The organism is Tessaracoccus aquimaris (assembly GCF_001997345.1).
GTDB classification, from domain to species: domain Bacteria; phylum Actinomycetota; class Actinomycetes; order Propionibacteriales; family Propionibacteriaceae; genus Arachnia; species Arachnia aquimaris.
This window is the reverse complement of record NZ_CP019606.1, coordinates 2058820-2081976: the sequence shown is the minus strand read 5'-3', so window position 1 is coordinate 2081976 and position 23157 is coordinate 2058820. Positions and strand designations below refer to the sequence as shown.

Sequence of the window (23157 nt, the reverse complement as noted above, 5' to 3'; positions counted from 1 at the left end):
GCCGAGGTCGGCCGAGGCGTCAGCTTGCGGGCGGGGGAGTGAGGCCCTCGACTCGGCCGGGACGGTAGCCAAGGTGCGACGCGAGCGCGAAGGTCCCCTCGGCGCGGCGGACGCCATGCACCTCGTGGGTGGGGATCAGGTCGCCCAGGAAGCCGTAGTCGCGCGCCACGTACGCGGCCCGCAGGTCGCCGTCGGACGCCTGCTTCGAGACCGTGCGCCACCAGTCCGCGATGTCGCCCCAGCCGGGGGCGGCGAGCGAGCCTCCGAAGCGACGCACCGCCATCGACGCGCACAGCGACGCAAACCGGAGCCGGACCTCCAGCGGCCACCCCGCGAGGGTGCCGAGCACGATGGACGCCGCGAAGACGTCTCCCGCGCCGGTCGGGTCGATCGCGTCGACCGGGACGGAGGGACAGAACGCCTCCTCGCCCGTGGACCCGTCGATCGCGAAGCTGCCCCCGACGCCGTCGGTCACCACGGCAAGCGGCACCAGGTCGGCGAGCTTACGGACCGCCTCCGTCGGGCGCTCCGTCCGCGTGTACGCCATGGCCTCGACCGCGTTGGGCGTGAAGGCGTGGCAGAACTCGAGCGGCGCGAGGGTCGCCTGGTCCCACTTGCCCGTCTCGTCGAAGCCGATGTCGGCGAACAGCAGCGTGCCGCGCTCCTGCAGTTTCTGCCAGTACGGGCCGACCGAGTTCAGGTCGATGGCCGCGGCGCGGGCCGCGGGCGCCTCGAGCAGCGCCGCGTCCATCGGCTCGGGCAGGTCGTGGGCGTGGCTGACCATGCCCCGGTCCCCGCTGAACGCCATCGAGACGGTGATCGCCGAGTGGAAGTTGGGGAAGCGCCGCGAGGCGGACAGGTCGATGTGCTCGTCGTTGGAGAGCACGTCCCACATCCAGTCGGCGTAGGCGTCGTCGCCGAACCCCGTCACGAGGCCGGTGCGCAGCCCGAGCCGAGCGGTCGCCGTCGCAAGGTTCGCGATCCCGCCGGGGCAGGAGCCCATGCCGGACGAGTACAACTCCTCGCCCGGGTCTGGGAGTCGTGGCAGCCCCGAGAAGATCAGGTCGAAGAACAGCGGCCCCGTGGTGAGGACGTCGAGCGGCGGCTCGCCATCCTTCCTGGACGAGGCGAGTGGGTCCCAGGACCAGCAACTCTCGCACTGCTGCTCGTCGTGGTCGTGCTCGTCATGCGCGTGATCGGTCATTCCTTTGCAGCCCCCTCGAGCATGCCGTTGATGAAATAGCGTTGCAGGAACAGGAACGCGACGACGATGGGGGCCGCGATGATGACGCCGGCCGCCGAGAGTAGCGCGTGGTCGGCCGTGTACTGGCCCTTGAAGATCGACAGGCCGAGCGGCGCGGTGCGCCAGACGCCGGACGGGCTCATCACCAGCGGGATCAGGAACTCGTTCCAGGTCCACATGAACATCAGGACGGCGACCGTTGCGATGGACGGGAGCGCGGGCGGGATCATGATCCGCACCAGCGCCCTCAAGCCGCCGGCCCCGTCGATGGACGCGGCCTCGATCAGGTTGGGCGGCATCGCCCGGAACTGGCTGCGCATCCAGAAGGTGCCGAACGCGACCGACTGCGCGATCTGCGGCAGTGCGACCGCCCAGATGGTGTCGGTCAGGCCGAGCGTGCGCAGGTCGAAGAACAGCGGGATGACGATGGCCTCCGCCGGGACCATCAGGCCGAGCAGGAACAGGTAGAACAGGAACGTGGAGCCGCGGAACCGCATCGTCCCGAACGCATAGCCGGCCAGGACGGAGAAGGTCAGGGCGACGCTCACCACGAGGAGGGCCACGAGCACGGAGTTCGTCAGCGCCGAGCCGAACTTGCCCAACTCCCACGCCTCGGCGAAGTTCTCGATGTGCAGCCCGGGGTCCGTCACGCCGATCTTCGGGCGAAGGGCGGTCACGGCGATCGTGACGATGGGGAAGATCGCATAGAGCGCGAACAGGGACAAGATGACGTAGTTGGCCGTCTTCTCGAGAGCGGAGACCCTCATCGTTTCTCCTCCCCGATGCGCGACACGACGACATTGATGAGGAACACCAGGATCGTCAGGACGACGGCGACCGCGGACGCGGAGCCGACCTCCTTGAGGTTGAATGCCCGGTTGTAGACCTCGTAGCTCGGGACGGTCGTCGCGGTGCCGGGGCCGCCGCCGGTGGTGACGTAGACCAGGTCGAATGTCTTCAGGGCGGCGATGATCGTCAACACGAGTGCCGTGGTGATCTCGGCCTTGACGGCGGGAAGCGTGATGGCGAAGAACTCGCGAATGGGGCCTGCGCCGTCGAGCCGGGCGGCCTCGTACTGGTCGTTGGGGATGCGTCCCATGCCCGCGAGCAGCAGCAGCATCACCAGGCCGGTCTGCAGCCAGAAGCCGACCATGCCCACGGCGGGGAGCGCGAACGTCGGGTCACCGAGCCAGCCGCGGGTGAGGCCCTCGAGGCCGACGGCCGAGAGCAGCGCGTTCAGATAACCGTTGGGGGCGTAGATCTGGTACCAGGCCACGGCGACCACGACCAGCGCGATCACCTGGGGCATAAAGATCAGGACTCGGAAGACGCCGAGCCCCTTGACCTTGCCGCGGCGCAGGATCGCGGCAAGCACCAGCCCGACGACCAGCGGAAGGATCGAGTAGAAGATGATCAGGGTGAGGGCGTGGGTGACGGCGGCGAGGAAGCGGCGGTCGCTCAGCAGGTCGACGTAGTTGCCGAGCCCCACGAACGTGGACGGGCCGAAGCCGGGCCAGTCGTAGAGCGAGAACTGAGCGGCCCTGAGCAGCGGGTACAGCAGGAAGCCCGCGTAGACCAGGAACGCCGGTAGGAGATACAGGTAGGGCGTGAGCCTCCCTCGGACGACCGCCGAGGGAGCCTCCCGCCGCTTCCGCGCCACGGCACTCACTATCCCGTGAACTCCTTGTAGTCGGCCTCGAAGTCGGCGAGCACCTCATCCGGGGTGCGCTGGGCGCCGAGGACCTCCTGCAGGCCCTGGCCAGCAGTGTCGGAGAACGACGGCGTCGCGTAGTCGAGGTAGGGCAGCAGCGTGCCCTCCTGCGAGACCTTGTCGAAGGCCTCGAAGATCTCCTTCTGGACGCCCTTCTCCGGCGCGAGCGAGGCGGTGTCGAGCACCGGGAAGCCGCCGTTCTCGGCGATCAGCTTCATGGCGTCGGAGGTCGTGATGAAGTCGATGTAGGCGGCGGCCGCCTCGACCTGCTTTGCCTTGGCCGGGATCGCGAACGGGATGCCGGTGCCTCCGGTGGTGGCAAGCTTGCCGTCGACGGCGGGCGGGGGAGCGATGAAGTGCAGGTCCTCGCCCATCACGGCCTCCATGTCGGTGCCGAGCCACGAGCCGCCGGGCAGGAACACGCCCGTGCCCTTCGTGAAGTCGTTCCACGCCGCGTCGTAGTCGGTGCCGTTGGGGGAGCCGCCGAAGTACTTCTTCGAGCCCCAGTCGGCGAACTGCTTCATCGCAGCCTTGTTCGGCTCGTCGGTCCACGACGCGCCCGCGTTGCCCATGCCGAGCTTGACGATCTCGTCGGGGGCGACGTACTTGGCCTGCAGCGGGCCGAAGACGTGCAGCGCCGGCCACTTGTCGACGTTGCCGAGCACCATGGGCTGCTCGCCCTTCGCCAGCGCGGCATCGAGCGCCGCGAAGTACTCGTCCCAGGTGGTGGGGGCCTTGACGCCCAGCGCGTCAAGCTTCTTCTGCGAGTAGAAGATGCCGACGATCTCGCCGGTCTGCGGCAGGCCGTACAGGTTGCCCTCGCCGAAGGTCTTGGCGTCGGCGCTGTAGCGCACCTTCGACAGCACGGAGGTCGGGAAGCGGTCCTCCCAGCCGTAGGTGGCCGCGAACGGCGACAGGTCGGTCAACTGGCCTGCCTTGACGAACTGGCCCATGTCGGCGCGTGCGTTGTTGACCTGCATGACGTCGGGGACGTCGTTGCCGCTGAGCGCAAGCGAGGCCTGCGCCTTCAGATCGTCGAACGACTGCGACTTCCGGTCGATCTTGATGTTGGGGTACTTCTCCTGGAAGGCCTTGTTGAGGGCGACCAGTGCATCGTTCTGGCTGCCCCGCACCTCCTGGTCCCAGACGACGAGCGTGATGTCACCGAGCTGGCTCGGATCCTTCGACGCTGCTGCGCTGGGGCTGGTGCCGCCAGGCTTCTGGGTCTGGGTTGGCGCGTTTTCGCCGGGCGCGCACGCCGACAGCACGCCGGCACCGGCCACACCGGCCGCACCCAGCACGAAGCTGCGGCGGGTAAACGGGCGAAACGACATGGTTGGTCCTCCTTGACTAGCTCGTGGCTCGATAATGCCATGAATTGCGCGGGTTTGCTCGAATCTTTACCATCCTGCTCTAAATTCGCTGCTAGGGTCGAGCCATGCTGACCGATGTTCGTCAGCGACGGACGGTCGAGCTTGTCTACCAGCAGGGCTCGGCATCGGTTCCGGAGCTGGCAAAGACGCTTGGGGTGTCCGAGGCGACCGTTCGACGCGACCTCGACCACCTGGCCGACAACGGACTCCTCGACCGGGTCCGCGGCGGAGCGTGCCGTCCGCGGAGCGTCCGGCCCGAGGCGGATGCCTCGGCCTTCGACGTGGTGGCGACCCAGGAGCCCGCCGAGAAACAGGCGATCGCCCGCGCCGCCGCCCGCCTTGTCGAGGACGGCGACGTCGTCGCGCTCGACATCGGCACCACCGTCTTCTCCATGTGCCCCTATCTGCGCAACAAGGACATCACCGTCGTGACCGCGTCGCTCGCCGTGGTCCGATCGCTCGCGGACGCGCCCAACATCGACCTGGTCGTGATGGGCGGCGTGCTTCGCCCCAACTACGAGTCGATGGTCGGAGTGCTGACCGAGTCCTGCCTGCGCCAGGTCCGCGTCGACGTCGCCTTCCTCGGCGCGGCGGGCGTGCGACCCGACGGCGCCGTCGTCGACTCCACGCCGAGTGAGGTGCCGGTCAAGCGCGCCATGATGGACATCGCGACCAGGAGTTGGCTGCTCGTCGATCACGCTAAGTTCCCCGGGGTGGGATTCCTCGAGATCAACCCCGTGACGCGCTTCACCGGACTCATCACCGACCGCCAACCGACGGCCGATCAGCTCACCGTCCCGCCCGATTCCAGCCTGGAGGTCCTCGTCCCATGAAACTTGTCATCCTCGGCGGTGGTGGTTTCCGTGTCCCGCTCGTCTACGACGCAGTCGCCAGTTCGGCGCTCGGCCCGGACTCCGTCACGATCGACGAGATCGTCCTGCACGACTCCTCGCACGACCGGCTCGACGCGATCCGGCGCGTCATCGACAAGCACTCGGCCGACTTCGACGATCCGCCGCGCGTCGGCTACACCACCGACCTTCGTGAGGCGCTCGTCGACGCGGACTTCGTGTTCTCCGCGATCCGGGTCGGCGGCACCGAGGGGCGCATCAAGGACGAACGGGTCGCGCTCGACCTCGGGCTGCTCGGCCAGGAGACCATCGGCCCGGGCGGGCTCTCCTACGCGCTTCGCACCATCCCCGTGATGCGCGAGGTCGCCAGGACCATCGCGGAGGTCGCTCCCAACGCGTGGACGATCAACTTCACCAACCCGGCGGGCATCGTCACGCAGGCGATGCGCGAGTTCCTGGGCGACCGGGTCGTCGGCATCTGCGACACCCCCATCGGGCTGGTGCGTCGCGTCTCCCGCGTGCTCGGCGCCTCGCTCGAGGACGACCAGGACCGGATCGCCTACGACTACATCGGCCTGAACCACCTCGGCTGGCTGCGCTCCGTCACCATCGACGGCGTCGACAGGCTGCCCGAGGTGATCGAATCCGACGAACTGCTCGACCAGATCGAGGAGGCGCGCGTCGTCGGCAAGGACTTCGTCCGCGCCATCGGCTCCCTTCCCAACGAGTACCTCTACTACTACTGGAAGACGGAGGAGGCGGTCCATAACATCGTCGCCGCCGACGAGACCCGCGGGCAGTACCTTGCCCGCCAGCAGGCCGACTTCTACAAGCGGGTCGAGGCCGCGGACTCGCCGCTCGACGCGTGGAAGGACGCGCTACACGAGCGCGAGTCGACCTACATGGCCGAGAGCCGCGACGCGGACGAGGAGCGCCGCGAGGAGGACGTCGCGGGCGGCGGCTACCAGGAGGTTGCGTTGCGGCTGATGAACGCGCTCGCCACCGGCAGGCCGGAGCGGATGATCCTCGACGTCGGCAACGGGGGATCGCACCCGCGCGTCGTGCCCGAGTTGCCCGACGAGGTCGTCGTCGAGGTCGGCTGTGTCGTGGACGCCGACGGGGTGCACCCCCAGCCGGTCGCGCCGCTCGGGCTGAGCGAGCTTGGCATCATGGCCCGGCTGCGCGCCTCGGAGCAGGCGATCGCGGAGGCGGCCGCCACCGGCGACACCGAACGCGCCTGGGTCGGCTTCTCGCTGCACCCGCTGGTCAACTCGCCCCGGCTGGGGCGGCAACTGCTCGACGGCTACATCGCGGCCCACCCGCAGCTTCAGGAGTTGTTCGCTCAGCCCCGGTAGGCGAAGGATCCCCAGTTGTCGCCCGGGCGCGACTGCATGGGCTGCCAGCTACCCTCACCGAGCGCCCGCTGCACCTGCGGGCGCTGCTCGAGGAGCAGGTCGACCAGTTCGCGGTGCGCGGCGAGCCAGCCGGCGGGCGGCTCGCCGGTGGTGAGCTTGTCGAGCCGACCGCGCAGCAGCGCCAGTTCCGTGGCGTTCTGGACGAAGTCCCTCAGCAGGGCCTTGTCCTGACCCTGCGCGCTGCCGATCGTGGCCTTGCGCCTGCCGAGGTCGGCCAGCCAGCCCGCCTGGCTCGCGGTGATCCAGCCGAAGTGCACCAGCACCGGGAGTTGGGCGAGCACCGTCGCCTTCTCGCGGTTGCGCGACATCACGCCCAGCACGATCAGCAGCGTGAAGACGATGATCTCCAGGCCCGCCGTGATGAACAGCCCGTTGGGGCCGAACAGCCTGGACGAGGTGTTGTGCACGAAGTGCAGCAGCACGGCCGCGCACCAGCCGAGGAACGGGAACAGCAGCCTCATGGCGCCGCGGGCGTTGAAGCCGAGCCAGATGCCGATCGAGACGATGATCGTCAGCATCGGGTGCAGGAACGCCACCAGGATCAGCCGCACCAGCATCGTCTGGATGCCCTCGCCGATGGTCTCAGGCTGCAACGCGTAGCCGATGTTCTCGATCCAGGAGAAGCCGAGCCCGACCATGCCGCCGTAGATGATCGCGTCGGTCAACGAGTTGAACTCCGCGCGGGCGCGCTTCGACGTGAGCAGCACCACCACAAGGAAGGCGGCCTTGGTCGACTCCTCGATCAGCGGCGCCGAGTAGCTTGCGGTCAGCGCCCAGTCCTCGGTGGTGAGCAGCACGACGGTGTTGACGATGCCGCTGATGAAGGCCGAGATCCCTGCACCCCACAGGAACGCGCCGATCACGAACAGCGGCGGCTCCGGCTCCCACTTGTCCAACGACTTCAGAAACAGCACGCCGAGCCCGGCGACGACCGAGAAGACGCCGACGGCGAGCAGGGACATCACCGGTGGCCGGTTGAGCATCACCAGCATGCCGATCAGCGTGCCGATCGCCCCGAAGATCACGATCAGCAGGGGAAGCACGAAAGCCTGGGTCTTGCGCTGCTGCCGCGGGGGCTGGGAGATCAGGAACTGCTGTCCGGGAGGCCCGGGGAACGGGCCCTGGATCGGGTAACCGGCCTGCGGCTGGCCGGGAGCCGGGAACTGCCCGGGAAAGGCGGGCGGTGGGTACCCCGGAGCGCCCGTCATCGGGCCGTTCATCGGGGCGCCGGGCTGGCCGGGGCGCCGCCGGAGCGACGGGGGAACTCGTTCTGGGGTGGAAGGCTCACCGCCCCAGCGTAAGGCGAGCATGGTCCGGTGGCTGGGGAAGTCTGGTTGCGGAGGCTGATTAGGATGTGGAGCATGCCTACCGAAGCGCCGGGTGCAGCCACCCAGGCCGACGCACGCCCCGTCGACCCGCGAGAGATGCCGCCCGACCGCAGCCGCTACTTCCTGTTCGGCGAGATGCTGCTGTTTGCGACCTTGAGCCTTGTCGCGTCGTTCGTGCTCAGCTACGACGCGATCCTGCTCGCCAAGGACCCGGACACGGCGCTGGCGTGCTCGATCAACGACATCTTCGACTGCGCAAAGGTGGGGCTGACGCCGCAGGCCAACGTGTTCGGCTTCCCGAACGCCTTCCTCGGCCTGATCTCGGAGCCGGTGGTGATGACCATCGCCGTCGCGTCGCTGTTCCGCACCAGGTTCCCCAAGTGGTTCATGTTCACGGCGAACGTCGTCTACCTGCTCGGCGTGATCTTCGCCTACTGGCTGCTGTTCCAGTCGACCTTCGTGATCGGGGCGCTGTGCCCCTGGTGCGTGCTCGTGACCATCTCGACGACGTTCGTGTTCTGGTCGATGACGCACTGGAACATCCTTGAGGGCAACCTCTACGTCTCACCGGGGCTGCTCGAGAAGCTCAGGAAGTTCGCCCGCGACGGCTGGATGAGCATCACGCTGATGGCGTGGCTCGCCGTCGTCGTCGTCATCGAACTCCTGAAGTGGGGCTTCCGGGTCTTCTGACAGGGCGCTGGTGTTGCACCCCCTGCGGGGCGGTAAAGTCGTGGCCACAGGACCTATGAGAGGAAACGAGAAGTGAGCACTGAGGCTCCCGTCAAGATCGCCGTAACCGGCGCCGCAGGCCAGATCTGCTACAGCCTTCTGTTCCGCATCGCCAGCGGTGCGCTGCTCGGCGATCGCCCCATCGAACTGCGTCTCCTTGAGATCACGCCAGCCCTGAAGGCGCTCGAGGGCGTCGTGATGGAACTGGACGACTGCGCGTTCGGCAATGTCGTCAACATCGAGATCGGCGACGACCCCAAGAAGGTCTTCGACGGCGTCAACCTGGCCATGCTGGTCGGCGCCATGCCCCGCAAGGCGGGCATGGAGCGCGGCGACCTGCTCTCCGCCAACGGCGCGATCTTCACCGCGCAGGGCAAGGCCCTCAACGAGGTCGCCGCCGACGACATCAAGGTGCTCGTCACCGGCAACCCGGCCAACACCAACGCGCTGATCGCCTCGAAGAACGCCCCCGACATCCCGGCCGAGCGATTCAACGCGCTGACCCGCCTCGACCACAACCGCGCGCTCACGCAGCTCGCGCAGAAGCTGGGCGTCTCCGTCAACGACATCAGCCACATGACCATCTGGGGCAACCACTCGGCGACGCAGTACCCCGACCTATTCAACGCGCTGGTCGGCGGCAAGAACGCCGCTGAGCTGGTCGACGACCAGGCCTGGATCGAGGACACCTTCATCCCGACCGTCGCCAAGCGCGGCGCAGCGATCATCGAGGCCCGCGGGCTCTCGTCGGCCGCCTCCGCCGCCAACGCCACCGTCGAGCACATGCGCGACTGGGTGCTCGGCACCCCGGAGGGTGACTGGATCTCGATGGCCGTGCCGTCCGACGGCTCCTACGGCGTGCCCGAGGGTCTCATCTCGTCGTTCCCCGTCACGGTCAAGGACGGCGAGTACTCCATCGTCCAGGGCCTCGAGCTGAACGACTTCTCCCGCGCGAAGATCGACGCATCGGTCGCCGAACTGGTCGACGAGCGCAACGCCGTCACCGAACTCGGCCTGATCTGAGCCTCGCCCGAAACGCCGAGCGGCCCGCCCCTGAATGGGGCGGGCCGCTTCGCTTCTGCGGGGCTCAGTGGTCCAGCGCGCCAGCCGCGCCTGCGCCGGTCATGGACCTGACCTCCATCTCGGCCGACTGGTCTGCGTAAGCGGAGCCGTCGGGCTTGATGATCGAGACGAACCAGCCGAGGAAGAACCCGACGGGCACCGACACGATGGCCGGGGAGTCGATCGGGAACCAGGCGAAGTCCAGGTTCGGGAACATCGAACCCTTGGTGCCGGACACCGCGGGGGAGAAGATGATCAGCACCACGGCGGTGATCAGGCCGCCGAAGATCGACCACACGGCGCCCGCCGTGGAGAACCGCTTCCAGTACAGCGAGTAGAGGATCGACGGCAGGTTCGCCGACGCGGCGACCGCGAAGGCCAGCGCGACCAGGAAGGCCACGTTCTGGCCGTTGGCCGCGATGCCGCCGATGATGGCGATCACGCCGATCGTCACCGACGTCCACCTGGCGACCTTGACCTCCTTGGCGGGGTCGGCCTTGCCGTCCTTCAACACCGAGTTGTAGATGTCGTGCGCGAAGGACGCCGACGCGGTGATCGTCAAGCCTGCGACCACAGCGAGGATGGTCGCGAACGCGACACCCGCGATGACGGCCATCAGGACGGTGCCGCCCAGTTCGTAGGCGAGCGCGGGGGCGGCCGCGTTGGCCCCGCCGGGCATCTCCGCGATCATCTTCGGGCCGACCAGCCAGGCGGCGCCGTAGCCGAGCACCATCGTGAACAGGTAGAAGGCCCCGATCAGGCCGATGGCCCAGGTCACCGAGCGGCGCGCCTCCTTGGCGGTGGGCACGGTGTAGAAGCGCATCAGCACGTGCGGCAGGCCGGAGGCGCCAAGCACCAGAGCGATGCCCATCGAGACCAGCGCGACCGGATCGGTGTACTTCTCCATGGGTGCGAGCAGGTCGATCTTCGAGCCGTCGCCGGCCGACTTCGCGATCGCCTCGCCGAGCAGCGATGACATGTTGAAGCCGACCTTCGCCAGCACCCACACCGTCATGGCGAGGGCGCCCGCGATCAGGAGCACCGCCTTGATCATCTGCACCCACGTGGTGCCCTTCATGCCGCCGATCAACACGTAGCCGACCATCAGCAGGCCGACGATCGCGATGACGATGTTCTGGCCGATGACCGACGAGATGCCGAGCAGCAGCGACACGAGCGCGCCCGCGCCCGCCATCTGGGCGAGCAGGTAGAAGAAGGTCACCGCGAGTGTCGACGTGGCGGCGGCGAGGCGGACCGGCTTCTGGCGCATCCGGAAGCTCAGCACGTCGGCCATCGTGTACTTGCCGGTGTTACGCAGCGGTTCGGCGACAAGCAGCAGCGCCACGAGCCAGGCGACCAGGAAGCCGACGGAGTACAGCAGGCCGTCGTAGCCGTACAGGGCGACGGCCCCGACGATGCCGAGGAAGGACGCCGCGGAGAGGTAGTCGCCCGCGATCGCGAAGCCGTTCTGGCGCCCGTCGAACTGCGCGCCGCCGGTGTAGAAGTCGCCCGCCTTCTTCTTGCCTCCGCGGGTGACGCGGATCACGATGAAGAGGGTCACGACCACGAACGTGGCGAAGATCCCGATGTTGATGACCGGATTTCCGAGCCGGGTCTCGAGCAGCCACATCATCGTGCGCTGGCCTCCAGTTCGTCACGCAGTTTCTCTGCGATGGGGTCGACCTTCTTGGTCGAGTACCAGATGTAGAGTCCCGTGATGAGGAACGTGCTCGCGAACTGCGCGATGCCGAACAGCAGGCCGACGGTCATGTTTCCCGCCACCTTCGTCATCATCAGGTCCTTGGCGAAGATCGAGGCGAGGACGTAGGCGAGGTACCAGGCCAGAAAGACCGCGGTCATCGGGAAGGCGAAGGACCGGAACGTCCTGCGCAGCCGTGAGAACTCTGGCGATTGTTGGACTCGATGGAACTCCTCGGCCGAGATGATTCCCGGGGTCGAAGGCTGGTGGGGGTCGGTCATGGCGTTGAGCTCTCCTCCGAAGGGGTGCGCCTCATTGCGCGAACGCGACACTAGCAACCTGTGCAGTCGAAGTGCGCAATATCGACGAAATGATTGCCTTTGGTTGACTCAGTGCGTTTGTCACCTTCGTTTGGTGCGACGCGTCCCGTGCAGTGGACACCGCGCCGTCACGCGTGGGGGCCGCCGCGCCGGGGGCGCTAGCATTGCGCCCATGGATCAGCTCGTCGTCACGCTCGACTGCCCCGACCGTCCCGGCATCGTCCACGCGATCACTGGCGCGATCGTCGCCGTCGGCGGCAACATCACCGAGCTGCAGCAGTTCTCCTCGCCCGACACCGGCCACTTCTTCACGCGCGTCGCCGTCGACGCCCAGGATCGCGTGGCGCTCGAGCGGGCCGTCGTCGACGCAACGGCAGGCTTCGACGCGCACCTGCGGGTCGACGACGCCAACCGCCCCGTCCGCACGCTGCTGCTCGCCTCCAAGGCGGGCCACGCCATGAACGACCTGCTGTTCAGGAGGCAGGGCGGCGAACTGCCCATCGACGTGGTGCGGATCATGGCCAACCACGAGGTGCTCTCCCCGATGGCGGCCTTCTACGGCGTCGACTTCGAGAGCCACGCCGTCACCCCCGAGACCAAGCCCGACTTCGAGGCGCGGGTCCGGCAGGTCGTCGAGGACGAGGGCATCGAACTGGTGGTGCTGGCCCGCTACATGCAGATCCTCAGCCCCGAGCTGTGTGACTTCCTCGCATGGCGCGCCATCAACATCCATCACTCGTTCCTGCCCGGCTTCAAGGGCGCAAACCCGTACCGCCAGGCGCACACCCGTGGCGTGAAGCTGATCGGCGCGACGGCCCACTTCGTCACGAGCGACCTGGACGAGGGCCCGATCATCGAGCAGAACGTGGTGCGCGTCGACCACACCATGAACGTGGCGAAGCTGATGCGAAAGGGGCAGGCGCAGGAGTCGCAGACCCTGGCGGAGGCGGTCCGCCTGTTCGCCGAGCATCGCGTCCTGGCCGACGGTGACCGCACCGTCATCTTCCGGTAACGGGGGAGAGAGCCTCCCGTGTTGGCCGACATCTCCCTGATCTTCGTCTTCATCCTGGTGGGCGGCACCTTCGCCGCCGCCGAGATGGCGATGGTGACGCTACGCGAGAGCCAGGTGAAGCAGCTCGCCACCAAGGGCAAGCGCGGCCGGGCGATCGAGCGACTCACCAGCAACCCGAACCTGTTCCTCTCCGCCGTCCAGATCGGCGTCACGGTCTCCGGGATGCTGTCGGCGGCCTTCGGCGGCGCCACGATCGCGGAGGCGATGGCGCCGGTGCTCGTCTCGTGGGGCGTCCCACAGTCGGTGGCAGCGCCTGCGGCGCTGGTGCTTGTCACGGTGGTCATCTCGTACTTCTCCATCGTGATCGGTGAGCTGACGGCCAAGCGGCTCGCGATGCAGCGCGCCGAGTCCTTCGCGCTGGGCCTTGCCCCGCTCGTGTCCGGGATCGCGACGCTCGCGCGCCCCCTGATCTGGTTCCTGGATGTCTCCACGAACTTCCTGGTGCGGCTGCTCGGTGGGGACCCCGACCGGGCGAAGGACCAGGTCAGCGACGAAGAGCTGCGCGCGATGGTCTCCAGTTCCGCGACGCTCGGCGACGTCGAGCGCTCCATCGTGGACGAGGTGTTCGACGCCGGGGAGAGGTCGCTGCGCGAGGTGATGGTGCCCCGCACCGAGGTCGACTTCCTGCCAGCGGACATGCCCATCGGGATGGCCTACCGCGAGGTCCGCGGCGCCCCCCGTTCCCGCTATCCCGTCACGGACGGCTCGAACGACCGGATCCTCGGCTTCATCCACGTGCGCGACCTGATGGATGTGGAGGGCTCGGCCCGCGACGGCGACGTCCGCACGCTGGTGCGCGACGTCCTCTCCCTGCCGGAGACCGTCAAGATCCTGCGCGCGCTCAGCGTGATGCGCGCCGCCCGCTCCCACATGGCCATCGTGCGCGACGAGTACGGCGGCACCGCGGGCATCGTCACGATCGAGGACCTCGTCGAGGAACTGATCGGCGACATCACCGACGAATACGACGTGCCAGACGACGCGGAGCGGCGTGAGGTGGACGAACTTGACGGGCTCACCACCATCGAGGAGTTCGAGGAGCTGACCGGCTACACCATGCCGGAGGGCCCCTACGACACCGTCGCTGGCTTCTTCATGGCCGAGTCCGGGCAGGTCCCGCAACTCGGGGCCACCGTAGAGTTCAGCCTCCCTCCGGAACATGACGCGGAGGCTCCGCACGCCAGGTTCACGCTGGAGGTAACGGCGGTCGACGGGCGCCGCGCCTCGTGGTTCGCGGTGCGCCGCGCCGCCGTGCTCGAGGTGGACGATGCCTGACGACGGCGCACGACTCCTGACCGGCCCCCGGGTCGAGCCGCTGCTGCGCGCCGCGGTGGAGCATCAAGGGGGCCAACTGCTCACCTGGTCGCTCGACCACGTCGACGCGGCCCCCGAGCAGTCCACGACCGCGACCTATGTCGCGCAGGTCGCATGGCCGCACGGCGAGCGGACCGAACTGCTCGGCGTCAGCGCCCGCACCGGCGACCTCTCGCCGAGCGACGCACGGGCCGACATCTTCGAGGACGGCCACCGCAAGGTCGCCGTCTGGCTCTACCCCAACGACCCGGACCTCCTGGGCCTGCCCAGGGCGGCGTTCCCCGACCGGATGGCCGAGACCCTCAACGCGGGGACGGTGCTGACCCGCCCGGTCACCGCCGAGCAGTTGTCGCTGTCGATGATCGCCTACCGGCCGCGGAGGCGGGCCGTCGTCAAGGTCGTCGTCAACGACCCCCGCGAGGTGTTCTACGTCAAGGTGCTGCGCGAGAAGGTGTTCGCCGACATCCACCACAAGCACCAACTGCTCCGGCAGGCGGGGCTCCCCGCGCCCGAGGTGGCGCTGACGACGGCCGACCATCTGCTCGTCACGCGCGAACTGCCGGGCATGGCGATGGCGCGGGCACTGTTCGAGCCGGGCGATCCGTGCAGCCCGGAGGAACTGATCAATCTGCTCGACGCGATGCCCGCCTCGGTGGCGGCGCTGGAGCGGCGCCCTCCGTGGTCCGACGCGGTGGGGCACTACGCGAGGATGGTCTCGGCGACCCTGCCGGAACTCGGCGACGAGTTGGGCTGGCTCTCCAACCAGATCTCGACGGGGCTCGCCCGCTTCCCGCTCGGAAACGAGCCGACCCACGGAGACTTCCACGAGGGCCAGTTGCGGGTCGCGGGGGGACGCGTGGTCGGCATGCTCGACGTCGACACCATCGGCCCCGGCCGCCGGGCGGACGACCTGGCCTGCCTGATCGGGCACCTGTCGACCATCCAACGGATGAACCAGCAGCAGGAGGCGAAGGTGCGGGACCTGCTCGCCCGCTGGGTCCCCGTCTTCGACCGCCGCGTCGACCCCGTCGAACTGCGGCTCAGGGCAGCCGCCGTGGTGATCTCCCTTGCCACCGGCCCGTATCGCGGCCAGGAGATCGACTGGCGGGAGCAGACCATCGGCATGGTCCGATCGGCCGGGGCGCTGGTCCGGCAGGTTACCCCCAACGGGTGAGTCCACACTGCGGTCACTCATCCCGCGGGGTGAGGCCCGGCCTATTGTTGCGGGTCTATAACTTTCCATCCTCCAAGGACGACTTCCGCGGTGCGCGGCGGTATGGTCGACTCTGCCCAAAGTCATCTCCTAGGAGGATCCCTTCGTGAAGAAGTCCCTGCTGAGCGCCCTGGCCATCGCCGGCGCCTCTGCCCTCGCCCTCGCCGGCTGCGCCGCGCCGCCGTCCGAAGGCTCTCCCGCTCCCACCGACAAGGCGAGCACCCCCGCCGACACCTCGTCGCCCGCAGCCACCGACGGTGGTGGCGACGCCGCCAACTTCCTCGCCTGCATGGTCTCCGACGCCGGTGGCTTCGACGACAAGTCCTTCAACGAGACGGCCTACAAGGGCCTGATGGACGCCAAGGACAAGCTCGGCATCCAGACCAAGGAAATCGAATCCAACGCCGAGTCCGAGTACGCGGGCAACGTGCAGTCGATGATCGACGCCAAGTGCAACATCATCGTCACCGTCGGCTTCGCCCTTGCCAGCGCCACCGAGGCCGCCGCCAAGCAGCACCCCGATGTGAACTTCGCGATCGTCGACAACTCCTCCTTCGAGGGCGTCACCAACGCCAAGGGCCTGATCTTCAACACCGCCCAGCCCGCGTTCCTGGCCGGCTACACCGCCGCCGCCATGAGCAAGACCGGCACCGTCGGCACCTTCGGTGGCGCCAACTACCCGACCGTCTCCATCTTCATGGACGGCTTCGCCGAGGGCGTCGCCTACCACAACGAGGCCAAGGGCACCAGCGTCAAGGTCCTCGGCTGGGACGAGGCCAAGCAGGACGGCCAGTTCATCGGCGGCCAGAACCCCTTCGGTGACATCCCCGGTGGCAAGAACACCGCCAACACCCTGATCGCCCAGGGCGCCGACATCATCATGCCTGTCGCCGGCCCCGCCGGCATCGGCGCGCTGCAGGCGGCCCAGGAGTCCGGTGGCAAGGTCAACGCCATCTGGGTCGACACCGACGGCTTCGTCTCGGCTCCCGAGTACGGCCCGCAGATCGTCACCTCGGTCGAGAAGGCCATGGACGTTGCCGTGTTCGAGGCGATCACGGCGGCCAAGGACGGCAAGTTCAGCTCCGACGCGTACGTCGGAACCCTGGAGAACGACGGCGTCTCGCTCGCGGACTTCCACGACTTCGCCGACAAGCTGCCCGAGGGCCTGCAGGCTGAGCTGGACCAGGTCAAGGCCGACATCATCAGCGGCAAGATCACGATCAAGTCCCCGAGCCAGCCCAAGTGAGCTGACCACGGCTGATCGCTAGGGGGAGGGGCGCTGCAAAGCGCCCCTCCTCCCTTCTGCCCCTACACACGCGGGCAGGTTCCAAACCGCTACGCTAACCCCACGCCACCGTCGGCGAAGGAGGATGTTTCGACGTGACCGAGACACAAGAAGTGATCGCGACCGAGGGCAGGGCCCCCGTGCTTTCCCTCAACGGCATCACGAAAAGATTCGGGTCTCTGACCGCCAACGACTCCATCACCATCGATGTGGTGCCCGGCAGAATCCACTGCCTGCTGGGTGAGAACGGTGCGGGCAAGTCGACCCTCATGAACATCGTGTTCGGGCTTCTCGAGCCTGACGAGGGCGAGATCCGGCTCGGCGACGAGCCGCTCCATCTGACCAACCCGAAGCAGGCCATGGCGGCAGGCATCGGCATGGTCCACCAGCACTTCATGCTGATTCCCGTGTTCACCGTCGCCGAGAACATGGTGCTCGGCAACGAGCCCGGCTCCGGCGGCATGCTTGACCTGAACTCGGCGCGCAAACTGGTGCGCGAGCTCAGCGACCGCTACCGGCTCGACGTCGACCCCGACGCACTGGTCGAGGACCTTCCCGTCGGCATCCAGCAGCGGGTCGAGATCCTCAAGGCGCTCGCCAAGGGCGCCACCTACCTCATCTTCGACGAGCCGACCGCCGTCCTGACGCCGCAGGAGATCGACGAACTGATGGTCGTCATGCAGTCCCTGCGCGACGAGGGCAAGGCGATCGTGTTCATCACCCACAAGCTCCGCGAGGTCCGCGCCGTCGCGGACGACATCACGGTGATCCGCCGCGGCAAGGTGGTCGGCGAGGCCGATCCCTCAGCGCCCGAGGCGGAGTTGGCCTCCATGATGGTCGGCCGCAACGTGTCGCTCCAGGTGACAAAGGACGTCTCGGAGCCCGGAGCCGAGCGACTCGTCATCGAGAACCTGACCGTCGCCGATCCGTCCGGCGCCGTCGCCGTCGACGACCTGAGCCTCACCGTCCGCGCCGGCGAGATCGTCTGTATCGCGGGCGTTCAGGGCAACGGGCAGACCGAACTGGCCGAGACCATCCTCGGCACCATGGTTCCGCTCAAGGGCACCATCGACCTCGACGGCGTCGACATCACCCGCGCCAAGCCCGCCAGGACGCTCAAGGCGGGCCTGGGGTTCGTCCCAGAGGACAGGCATCGCGACGGGTTCGTCGGCGAGTTCTCCATCGCGGAGAACCTGGTCCTCGACAACCTCGACCAGTACTCGCGGCTCGGCGCCCTGAACCTCAAGGCCATCGCCGCTAACGCGGAGGAGCGGGTCACCGAGTTCGACATCCGCTGCACCTCCTACACGCAGCCCGTCCGCGCGCTGTCGGGCGGCAACCAGCAGAAGGTGGTGCTCGCCCGCGAGCTGTCACGCCCGCTGTCGCTGCTGCTTGCCAGCCAGCCGACCCGGGGCGTCGACGTCGGCGCCATCGAGTTCCTGCACAGCCGGATCGTGCGGGAGCGCGACCAGGGCACCGCCGTCCTGATCATCTCCACGGAACTGGAGGAGGTCGAGTCCCTCGCCGACCGGATCGCCGTGATGTACCGCGGCAAGATCGTCGGACTCGTCGCCCCCGACACGCCACGCGATGTGCTTGGCCTGATGATGGCAGGCATCGACCATGAAGATGCAGTCGCTACGGTCCAGGAGGTCCACAGCAATGAGTGAGAAGGTCTCCGCACCGCGGCCGGCATGGATCCAGTCGGCCATCATCACGGTCGCTGCGCTTGTCCTCGCCTTCGCGCTCGGCGCCATCGTGATGGTCTTCGCCGACGCCGAGGTCGCCTCCAAGTGGGCCTACTTCTTCTCCCGCCCTGGTGACGCGCTCGGCGCCTCCTGGGAGAAGATCTCGTCGACGTTCTACGCGATGTGGGTCGGCTCGATGGGCTCCTGGGTCGCGATCACCGACACCACGGCCGCCGCTGCCCCGCTGATCTGCGCCGGCCTCGCCGTCGCGATCGCGTTCCGCGCCGGCCTGTTCAACATCGGCGCGCAGGGCCAGTCGATGGTCGGCGCCATGACCGCCGCCTACGCCGGCTTCACCTTCACGGGGTTGCCGATCTTCATCCACCTCCCGCTCGTCATCATCATCGGCATGCTGGCAGGCGCCGTGTGGGGTGGCATCGTCGGCGTGCTGAAGGCACGCACCGGCGCCCACGAGGTCATCCTCACCATCATGATGAACTACATCGCGGTGAACCTGCTCGCCTACCTGATGAAGCAGACGTGGATGAAGGACCCGGGTCGCTCGGACCCGATCTCTCCCGTCCTCGAGTGGACCGCGACGATGCCAAGGCTCGACGGCACCCGACTGCACCTCGGCTTCTTCATCGCGATCGCCGCGGCGGTCGTCGTGTGGTGGGTTCTCGAGCGCACCAAGTTCGGCGTGCACCTCAAGGCCATCGGCCTGAACCCGAATGCCGCAGCCACCGCAGGCGCAAGCGTGCCGAACGTGACGATGATGACCATGGCCATCGCCGGATCCCTCGGCGGACTGGCGGGCGTCATGATGGTGACCGCTCCCGAGCGGCTCACCGGCTTCCCGCCCCAGATGACAGACAACGTGATCGGAACGCTCGGCTTCGACGCGATCACCGTCGCGCTGCTCGGTCGTTCCAAGCCCATCGGGGTGATCTTCGCCGGTCTGCTGTTCGGCGCACTCAAAGCGTCGCGACGCACCATGATCACGATGGCCGACACCCCAGACAAACTGACCGACCTGATCCAGGCGCTCATCGTGCTGTTCGTCGCCGCGCCGGCCTTCGTGGCCTGGCTGCTGCCGTTCCTCAAGGAACGCAAGGTCCGCAACGAGAACGTCCCGTCCGCGAAGGTGGCCGAAGCATGAGCACCGAAACGACCTCCGTCGACCTGCCAGAGGTGCGCAGGGTCGAGTCCCCGCAGGCCCGCAACCAGCGCATCTCGACGGGCGCGCTCGTCACCGTGCTGGGCATCGCGCTGCTGATCATGGCATTCACCGTCCACAAGGACGCCGCCATCGCGCTGTCCAACCTGCTCGACGACGTGCAGTTGCCGACGCTGCAACTGCCTGGCACCGCGACGGTGCTCGGCTGCGCGGTGCTGGTGATCGCCGCGGGCGTCGGCTACCTCAGCGGGCGGCTCAGCAAGAACCTGCGGACCGTCGCCGCCGTCGTCGCGGGCGTCGGCATCCTCGTCGGCTTCATCGTGTGGGCCGGTGCCAGCTCGGAGAGCCCGTTCACGCTGTCGATGCAGTTGCAGCTCACCCTCGAGTACGCAACGCCCCTGGTGTTCGGCGTGCTGGCGGGCGTCCTTGCCGAGCGTGCTGGCGTGGTCAACATCGCCATCGAGGGCATGTTCCTCACCGCAGCCTTCGCGGCGGCGCTGACCTTCTCGCTGACCAAGAGCACCTTCGCCGCCCTGATCGGCGCCTCGCTCGCTGGCCTCATGATGGCGGGCGTGCTCGCGCTGTTCACGCTGCGCTACCTGGTCGAGCACGTCATCATCGGCGTCGTGATCAACGTGCTTGCGGCCGGCCTCACCGGCTACATCTACCAGCAGTTGGTCGCGAAGGACCAGGCCACCTACAACAGCGTCAAGGCCATGCAGCCCATCAAGATCCCGGTGCTGAGCGACATCCCGTTCTTCGGGCCGCTGCTGTTCCAGCAGCGCCTCCTGACCTACCTGGCGTTCATCTCGATCTTCATCGTGTGGTTCCTGCTGTTCCGCACCAAGTGGGGCCTCAGGGTCCGCGCGGTCGGCGAGCACCCGCATGCCGCGGACACCGTCGGCATCAACGTGATCTGGACGAAGGCCTCCGCGGTGCTGCTCGGCGGCGTCTTCGCCGGACTCGGCGGCGCCTACTTCACGCTCGGATCGGTCGGCGCGTATCAGGACAACAACCCGACGGCGGGCAACGGCTTCATCGCGCTCGCGGCGGTCATCATGGGCCGCTGGCATCCCCTGCTCGGGGCCGCGACCGCGCTGTTCTTCGGCTTCGCCCGGGCGCTTGCCCAGACGACGAAGGGCATGGCACTTCCGATCCCAAGCGACTTCATCGAGATGCTGCCGTACCTGGCCACCATCGTGGCCGTCGCGGGGCTCGTCGGACGGGTGCGGGCACCCGCAGCCGACGGCGCGCACTTCGTGAAGAGCCACTGATGGTGATCGACTGGGAGGCGCTCAAGGCCGAGGCGGACGCCGTCGCAGCGCGCGCCTACGCCCCGTACTCCAACTACCAGGTCGGCGCGGCAGCGCTCGTCGACGACGGCCGGGTCGTGGTGGGCTGCAACGTGGAGAACGCGGGCTACGGCGTGACGCTCTGCGCCGAATGCGGCCTCGTCTCGACGCTGATCGCCACCGGCGGTGGGAGGCTCGTGGCGTTCACCTGCGTCAACGGCAGGGGCGAGATCATCACGCCATGCGGGCGGTGCCGCCAACTGCTCTTCGAGCACGGCGGCCACGAGTTGGTGCTGCAGACCCCCGACGGGCTGCGCACCATGGACGAGATGCTGCCTCAGGCCTTCGGGCCGGGCGACCTGGCCTGACACCCCGCGACCTGACAGCCCGGGGCACGCCCACTAGATTGTCCCCATGCTGACTGCCGACGTGATCCGTACGCTCCCGAAGGTCGCGCTGCACGACCACCTCGACGGCGGGCTGCGCCCCTCCACCGTGATCGAGCACTGCGCGGAGGTGGGGCACGCGCTGCCCTCCACCGACCCGGACCGGCTCGGCGCCTGGTTCTATGAGGCGGCCGACTCGGGGTCGTTGGTGCGCTACCTGGAGACGTTCGAGCACACGGTCGCCGCGATGCAGACCGCCGAGCACCTGCGCAGGGTCGCCCGCGAGTTCGTCGTCGACCAGGCGGCGGACGGCGTCGTCTACGCGGAGGCACGCTGGGCGCCCGAACAGCACCTGCGCTTGAGCCTGACCCCGGAGGCGGCCGTCGAGGCGGTCCGCGACGGGCTCGCGGAGGGCATGCGTGAGGCCGCGGGGCAGGGCAACAAGATCGTGGCGCGCCAGATCGTCACGTCGATGCGGCACGCGGAGCCGACGCTGCGGATCGCCGAACTTGCGCTTGCCTACCGGGACGACTCGGTGTGCGGCTTCGACATCGCGGGCGCGGAAGACGGCTTCCCGCCGTCGCGCTTCGAGCCGGCCTTCGACTTCCTCAAGCGCAACAACATGTTCTTCACCATCCACGCGGGCGAGGCCTTCGGCCTGCCGTCGATCTGGGAGGCGGTGCAGGTGTGCGGGGCGAACCGGCTCGGCCACGGCGTGCGGATCGTCGAGGACATCGAGATCCAGGACGGCTCCGCGCGGCTCGGGCGGCTCGCGGGCTACGTGCGCGACGCCCGGATCGCGCTGGAGGTCGCGCCGTCGTCGAACCTGCAGACCGGGATCGCCGCCGAGATGAAGGACCATCCTGTCGAACTGCTGAAGGACCTCGGCTTCAACGTCACCATCAACTGCGACAACCGGTTGATGAGCGCCACCACCATGGCGCGCGAGTACGAGCGGCTCGTGGAGACCTTCAACTGGGACCTGGACGACATCGAGTTGACCACCGTCAACGCGATGCGCGCGGCCTTCCTGCCGCACGACCAGCGCGAGTCGATCGTGCGCGAGGTGATCCGCCCCGCCTACGCCGCGGCCCGCGATCTCTGAGATGCGCCAGATCGTCCCCGCCCCGACGCCTCGTCGCGGCGGATCAGCCTGCGCCGCAGGCAGCCAGGCGGCGGGCTGAGCGACGTCGTCGGGCACCTGGTGGCCGCCAACCAGGAATGGTTGGTGGTGCTTCCGGAGGAGCGCGGCGCCGTGTGGGTGCCGCGCCCGGAGGTCGAGACGATCCGTGAGGTGCCTGAACGGGTCGTGCTGCCGGCCTCGAGCGCGGAGTCCCTCGAGCGGGCGCTCGACCCCACCTGGCCGGGGCTGCGTCGCGCGCGGCTCGGCGGGTGGGTGCTTCGGCAAGGCAGCGGCGTGACGGGGCGCGCCAACTCGGTGCTCGCCGTCGGGGACCCCGAGGTGCCGTTCGAGGAGGCCCTCTCGCTCGCCGGGGGCTGGTACGAGGGCCCCGTGACGCTGCAGGCCGTCGTTGACGGCAGGCGGGCCGCCGAGGCGCTGGCCGCCGGTTTCGTGGCAGCCAAGCCCACGATCGTCCAGACCCGGTCCGTGGCGGGGCCACCCGCTGCCGACCCGGAGGTCGTGGGGGAGGATGCTCCAGACGGGGTGTGGCGGTCGATCTGCGGGGTCTCGGGGGGCCTGCTCTCGGAGGTGACGGCTGCGCCCGCCAGGTACCTTCGGCTGGACGAGCGGGCGGCGGGCCGGGTCGCGGTGGCGGGTCAGTGGGCCGTGCTCACGTGCGTGGCGGTCATCGAGCGGGAGCGCGGCCGTGGCCTCGGCCGTCGGATCACGCGGGCTCTGCTTGCAGAGGCGGCGCGGCTCGGTGCCAGATTCGCGGCGCTGCAGGTCGAGGAGTCAAACGCCGCTGCGATCTCCCTGTACGCGTCCGAGGGCTTCGAGGAGCACCACCGCTACTGCTACCTGTCGCGCCCCCGCTGA

General features: G+C 68.3%; 21 protein-coding genes. 14 read left to right on the top strand and 7 right to left on the bottom strand.

Annotated elements, in window-relative coordinates:
- Positions 1-19: 19 nt before the first annotated feature.
- From BW730_RS09745 to BW730_RS09730, 4 genes are read right to left on the bottom strand one after another with little or no spacing between them, the layout of a single operon-like run.
- On the bottom strand, positions 20-1204 hold the full coding sequence (locus BW730_RS09745; protein WP_077686071.1) for a carbohydrate kinase family protein: 1185 nt from the start codon (positions 1202-1204) through the stop codon (positions 20-22).
- Complete coding sequence (locus BW730_RS09740; protein WP_077686070.1) at positions 1201-2010, bottom strand: carbohydrate ABC transporter permease; 810 nt, start codon at positions 2008-2010, stop codon at positions 1201-1203. The genes BW730_RS09745 and BW730_RS09740 overlap by 4 nt, the downstream gene beginning before the upstream one ends.
- Positions 2007-2903 carry a carbohydrate ABC transporter permease gene (locus BW730_RS09735; protein WP_226996684.1) on the bottom strand — a complete coding sequence of 299 codons (897 nt, stop codon included), beginning with the start codon at positions 2901-2903 and terminating at the stop codon, positions 2007-2009. The genes BW730_RS09740 and BW730_RS09735 overlap by 4 nt, the downstream gene beginning before the upstream one ends.
- Before the next feature lie 8 nt (positions 2904-2911).
- Positions 2912-4288 carry an ABC transporter substrate-binding protein gene (locus BW730_RS09730; RefSeq protein ID WP_077686068.1) on the bottom strand — a complete coding sequence of 459 codons (1377 nt, stop codon included), beginning with the start codon at positions 4286-4288 and terminating at the stop codon, positions 2912-2914.
- 104 nt (positions 4289-4392) lie between these two features.
- Between BW730_RS09730 and BW730_RS09725 the strand changes: the two genes are divergently transcribed.
- Positions 4393-5160: a DeoR/GlpR family DNA-binding transcription regulator gene (locus BW730_RS09725; protein WP_077686067.1), complete on the top strand. Its 768-nt coding sequence runs from the start codon at positions 4393-4395 to the stop codon at positions 5158-5160.
- Complete coding sequence (locus BW730_RS09720; protein ID WP_077686066.1) at positions 5157-6533, top strand: family 4 glycosyl hydrolase; 1377 nt, start codon at positions 5157-5159, stop codon at positions 6531-6533. The genes BW730_RS09725 and BW730_RS09720 overlap by 4 nt, the downstream gene beginning before the upstream one ends.
- On the opposite strand, the gene BW730_RS09715 is transcribed toward BW730_RS09720, so the two are convergent.
- Positions 6521-7801 carry a PrsW family intramembrane metalloprotease gene (locus BW730_RS09715; protein ID WP_158522582.1) on the bottom strand — a complete coding sequence of 427 codons (1281 nt, stop codon included), beginning with the start codon at positions 7799-7801 and terminating at the stop codon, positions 6521-6523. The genes BW730_RS09720 and BW730_RS09715 overlap by 13 nt on opposite strands.
- Positions 7802-7954: 153 nt before the next feature.
- Here BW730_RS09715 and BW730_RS09710 point away from each other — a divergent pair, with 153 nt between their 5' ends.
- Together BW730_RS09710 and BW730_RS09705 are read left to right on the top strand one after the other, a co-directional pair.
- Entirely contained in the window at positions 7955-8611 is a 657-nt protein-coding gene (locus tag BW730_RS09710; RefSeq protein WP_077686064.1) for a vitamin K epoxide reductase family protein, read from the top strand.
- 72 nt (positions 8612-8683) lie between these two features.
- Positions 8684-9673, top strand: coding sequence for a malate dehydrogenase (locus BW730_RS09705; protein ID WP_077686063.1), 990 nt, complete (start codon positions 8684-8686; stop codon positions 9671-9673).
- Positions 9674-9737: 64 nt separating this feature from the next.
- Here the strand turns inward: BW730_RS09705 and BW730_RS09700 are convergent, their stop codons facing one another.
- Positions 9738-11345: a solute symporter family protein gene (locus BW730_RS09700; RefSeq protein ID WP_158522580.1), complete on the bottom strand. Its 1608-nt coding sequence runs from the start codon at positions 11343-11345 to the stop codon at positions 9738-9740.
- A complete protein-coding gene (locus BW730_RS09695; protein ID WP_077687601.1) occupies positions 11342-11692 on the bottom strand; it encodes a DUF485 domain-containing protein in 351 nt (116 codons plus the stop codon). Before BW730_RS09695 ends, BW730_RS09700 begins: the two co-directional genes overlap by 4 nt.
- Before the next feature lie 202 nt (positions 11693-11894).
- On the opposite strand from BW730_RS09695, the gene BW730_RS09690 reads away from it, so the two are divergent.
- The 10 genes from BW730_RS09690 to BW730_RS09645 all read left to right on the top strand — a co-directional run bounded on the left by BW730_RS09690 (position 11895) and on the right by BW730_RS09645 (position 23157).
- Entirely contained in the window at positions 11895-12743 is an 849-nt protein-coding gene (locus BW730_RS09690; protein ID WP_226997213.1) for a formyltetrahydrofolate deformylase, read from the top strand.
- Between the two features lie 21 nt (positions 12744-12764).
- Complete coding sequence (locus BW730_RS09685) at positions 12765-14078, top strand: hemolysin family protein (protein WP_418082011.1); 1314 nt, start codon at positions 12765-12767, stop codon at positions 14076-14078.
- Positions 14071-15291: a phosphotransferase gene (locus BW730_RS09680; protein ID WP_077686061.1), complete on the top strand. Its 1221-nt coding sequence runs from the start codon at positions 14071-14073 to the stop codon at positions 15289-15291. The genes BW730_RS09685 and BW730_RS09680 overlap by 8 nt, the downstream gene beginning before the upstream one ends.
- Before the next feature lie 145 nt (positions 15292-15436).
- On the top strand, positions 15437-16576 hold the full coding sequence (locus BW730_RS09675) for a BMP family lipoprotein (protein WP_077686060.1): 1140 nt from the start codon (positions 15437-15439) through the stop codon (positions 16574-16576).
- 134 nt (positions 16577-16710) lie between these two features.
- On the top strand, positions 16711-18285 hold the full coding sequence (locus BW730_RS09670; protein WP_269466647.1) for an ABC transporter ATP-binding protein: 1575 nt from the start codon (positions 16711-16713) through the stop codon (positions 18283-18285).
- On the top strand, positions 18278-19462 hold the full coding sequence (locus BW730_RS09665) for an ABC transporter permease (protein WP_077686058.1): 1185 nt from the start codon (positions 18278-18280) through the stop codon (positions 19460-19462). Before BW730_RS09670 ends, BW730_RS09665 begins: the two co-directional genes overlap by 8 nt.
- Positions 19459-20754: an ABC transporter permease gene (locus tag BW730_RS09660; RefSeq protein WP_077686057.1), complete on the top strand. Its 1296-nt coding sequence runs from the start codon at positions 19459-19461 to the stop codon at positions 20752-20754. Before BW730_RS09665 ends, BW730_RS09660 begins: the two co-directional genes overlap by 4 nt.
- Entirely contained in the window at positions 20754-21140 is a 387-nt protein-coding gene (locus tag BW730_RS09655; protein ID WP_077686056.1) for a cytidine deaminase, read from the top strand. Before BW730_RS09660 ends, BW730_RS09655 begins: the two co-directional genes overlap by 1 nt.
- Before the next feature lie 46 nt (positions 21141-21186).
- Positions 21187-22263, top strand: coding sequence for an adenosine deaminase (locus BW730_RS09650; protein WP_077686055.1), 1077 nt, complete (start codon positions 21187-21189; stop codon positions 22261-22263).
- Positions 22264-22362: 99 nt separating this feature from the next.
- The gene (locus BW730_RS09645) at positions 22363-23157 is read left to right on the top strand and encodes a GNAT family N-acetyltransferase (protein WP_077686054.1); all 795 of its coding nucleotides are present in this window, start codon (positions 22363-22365) and stop codon (positions 23155-23157) included.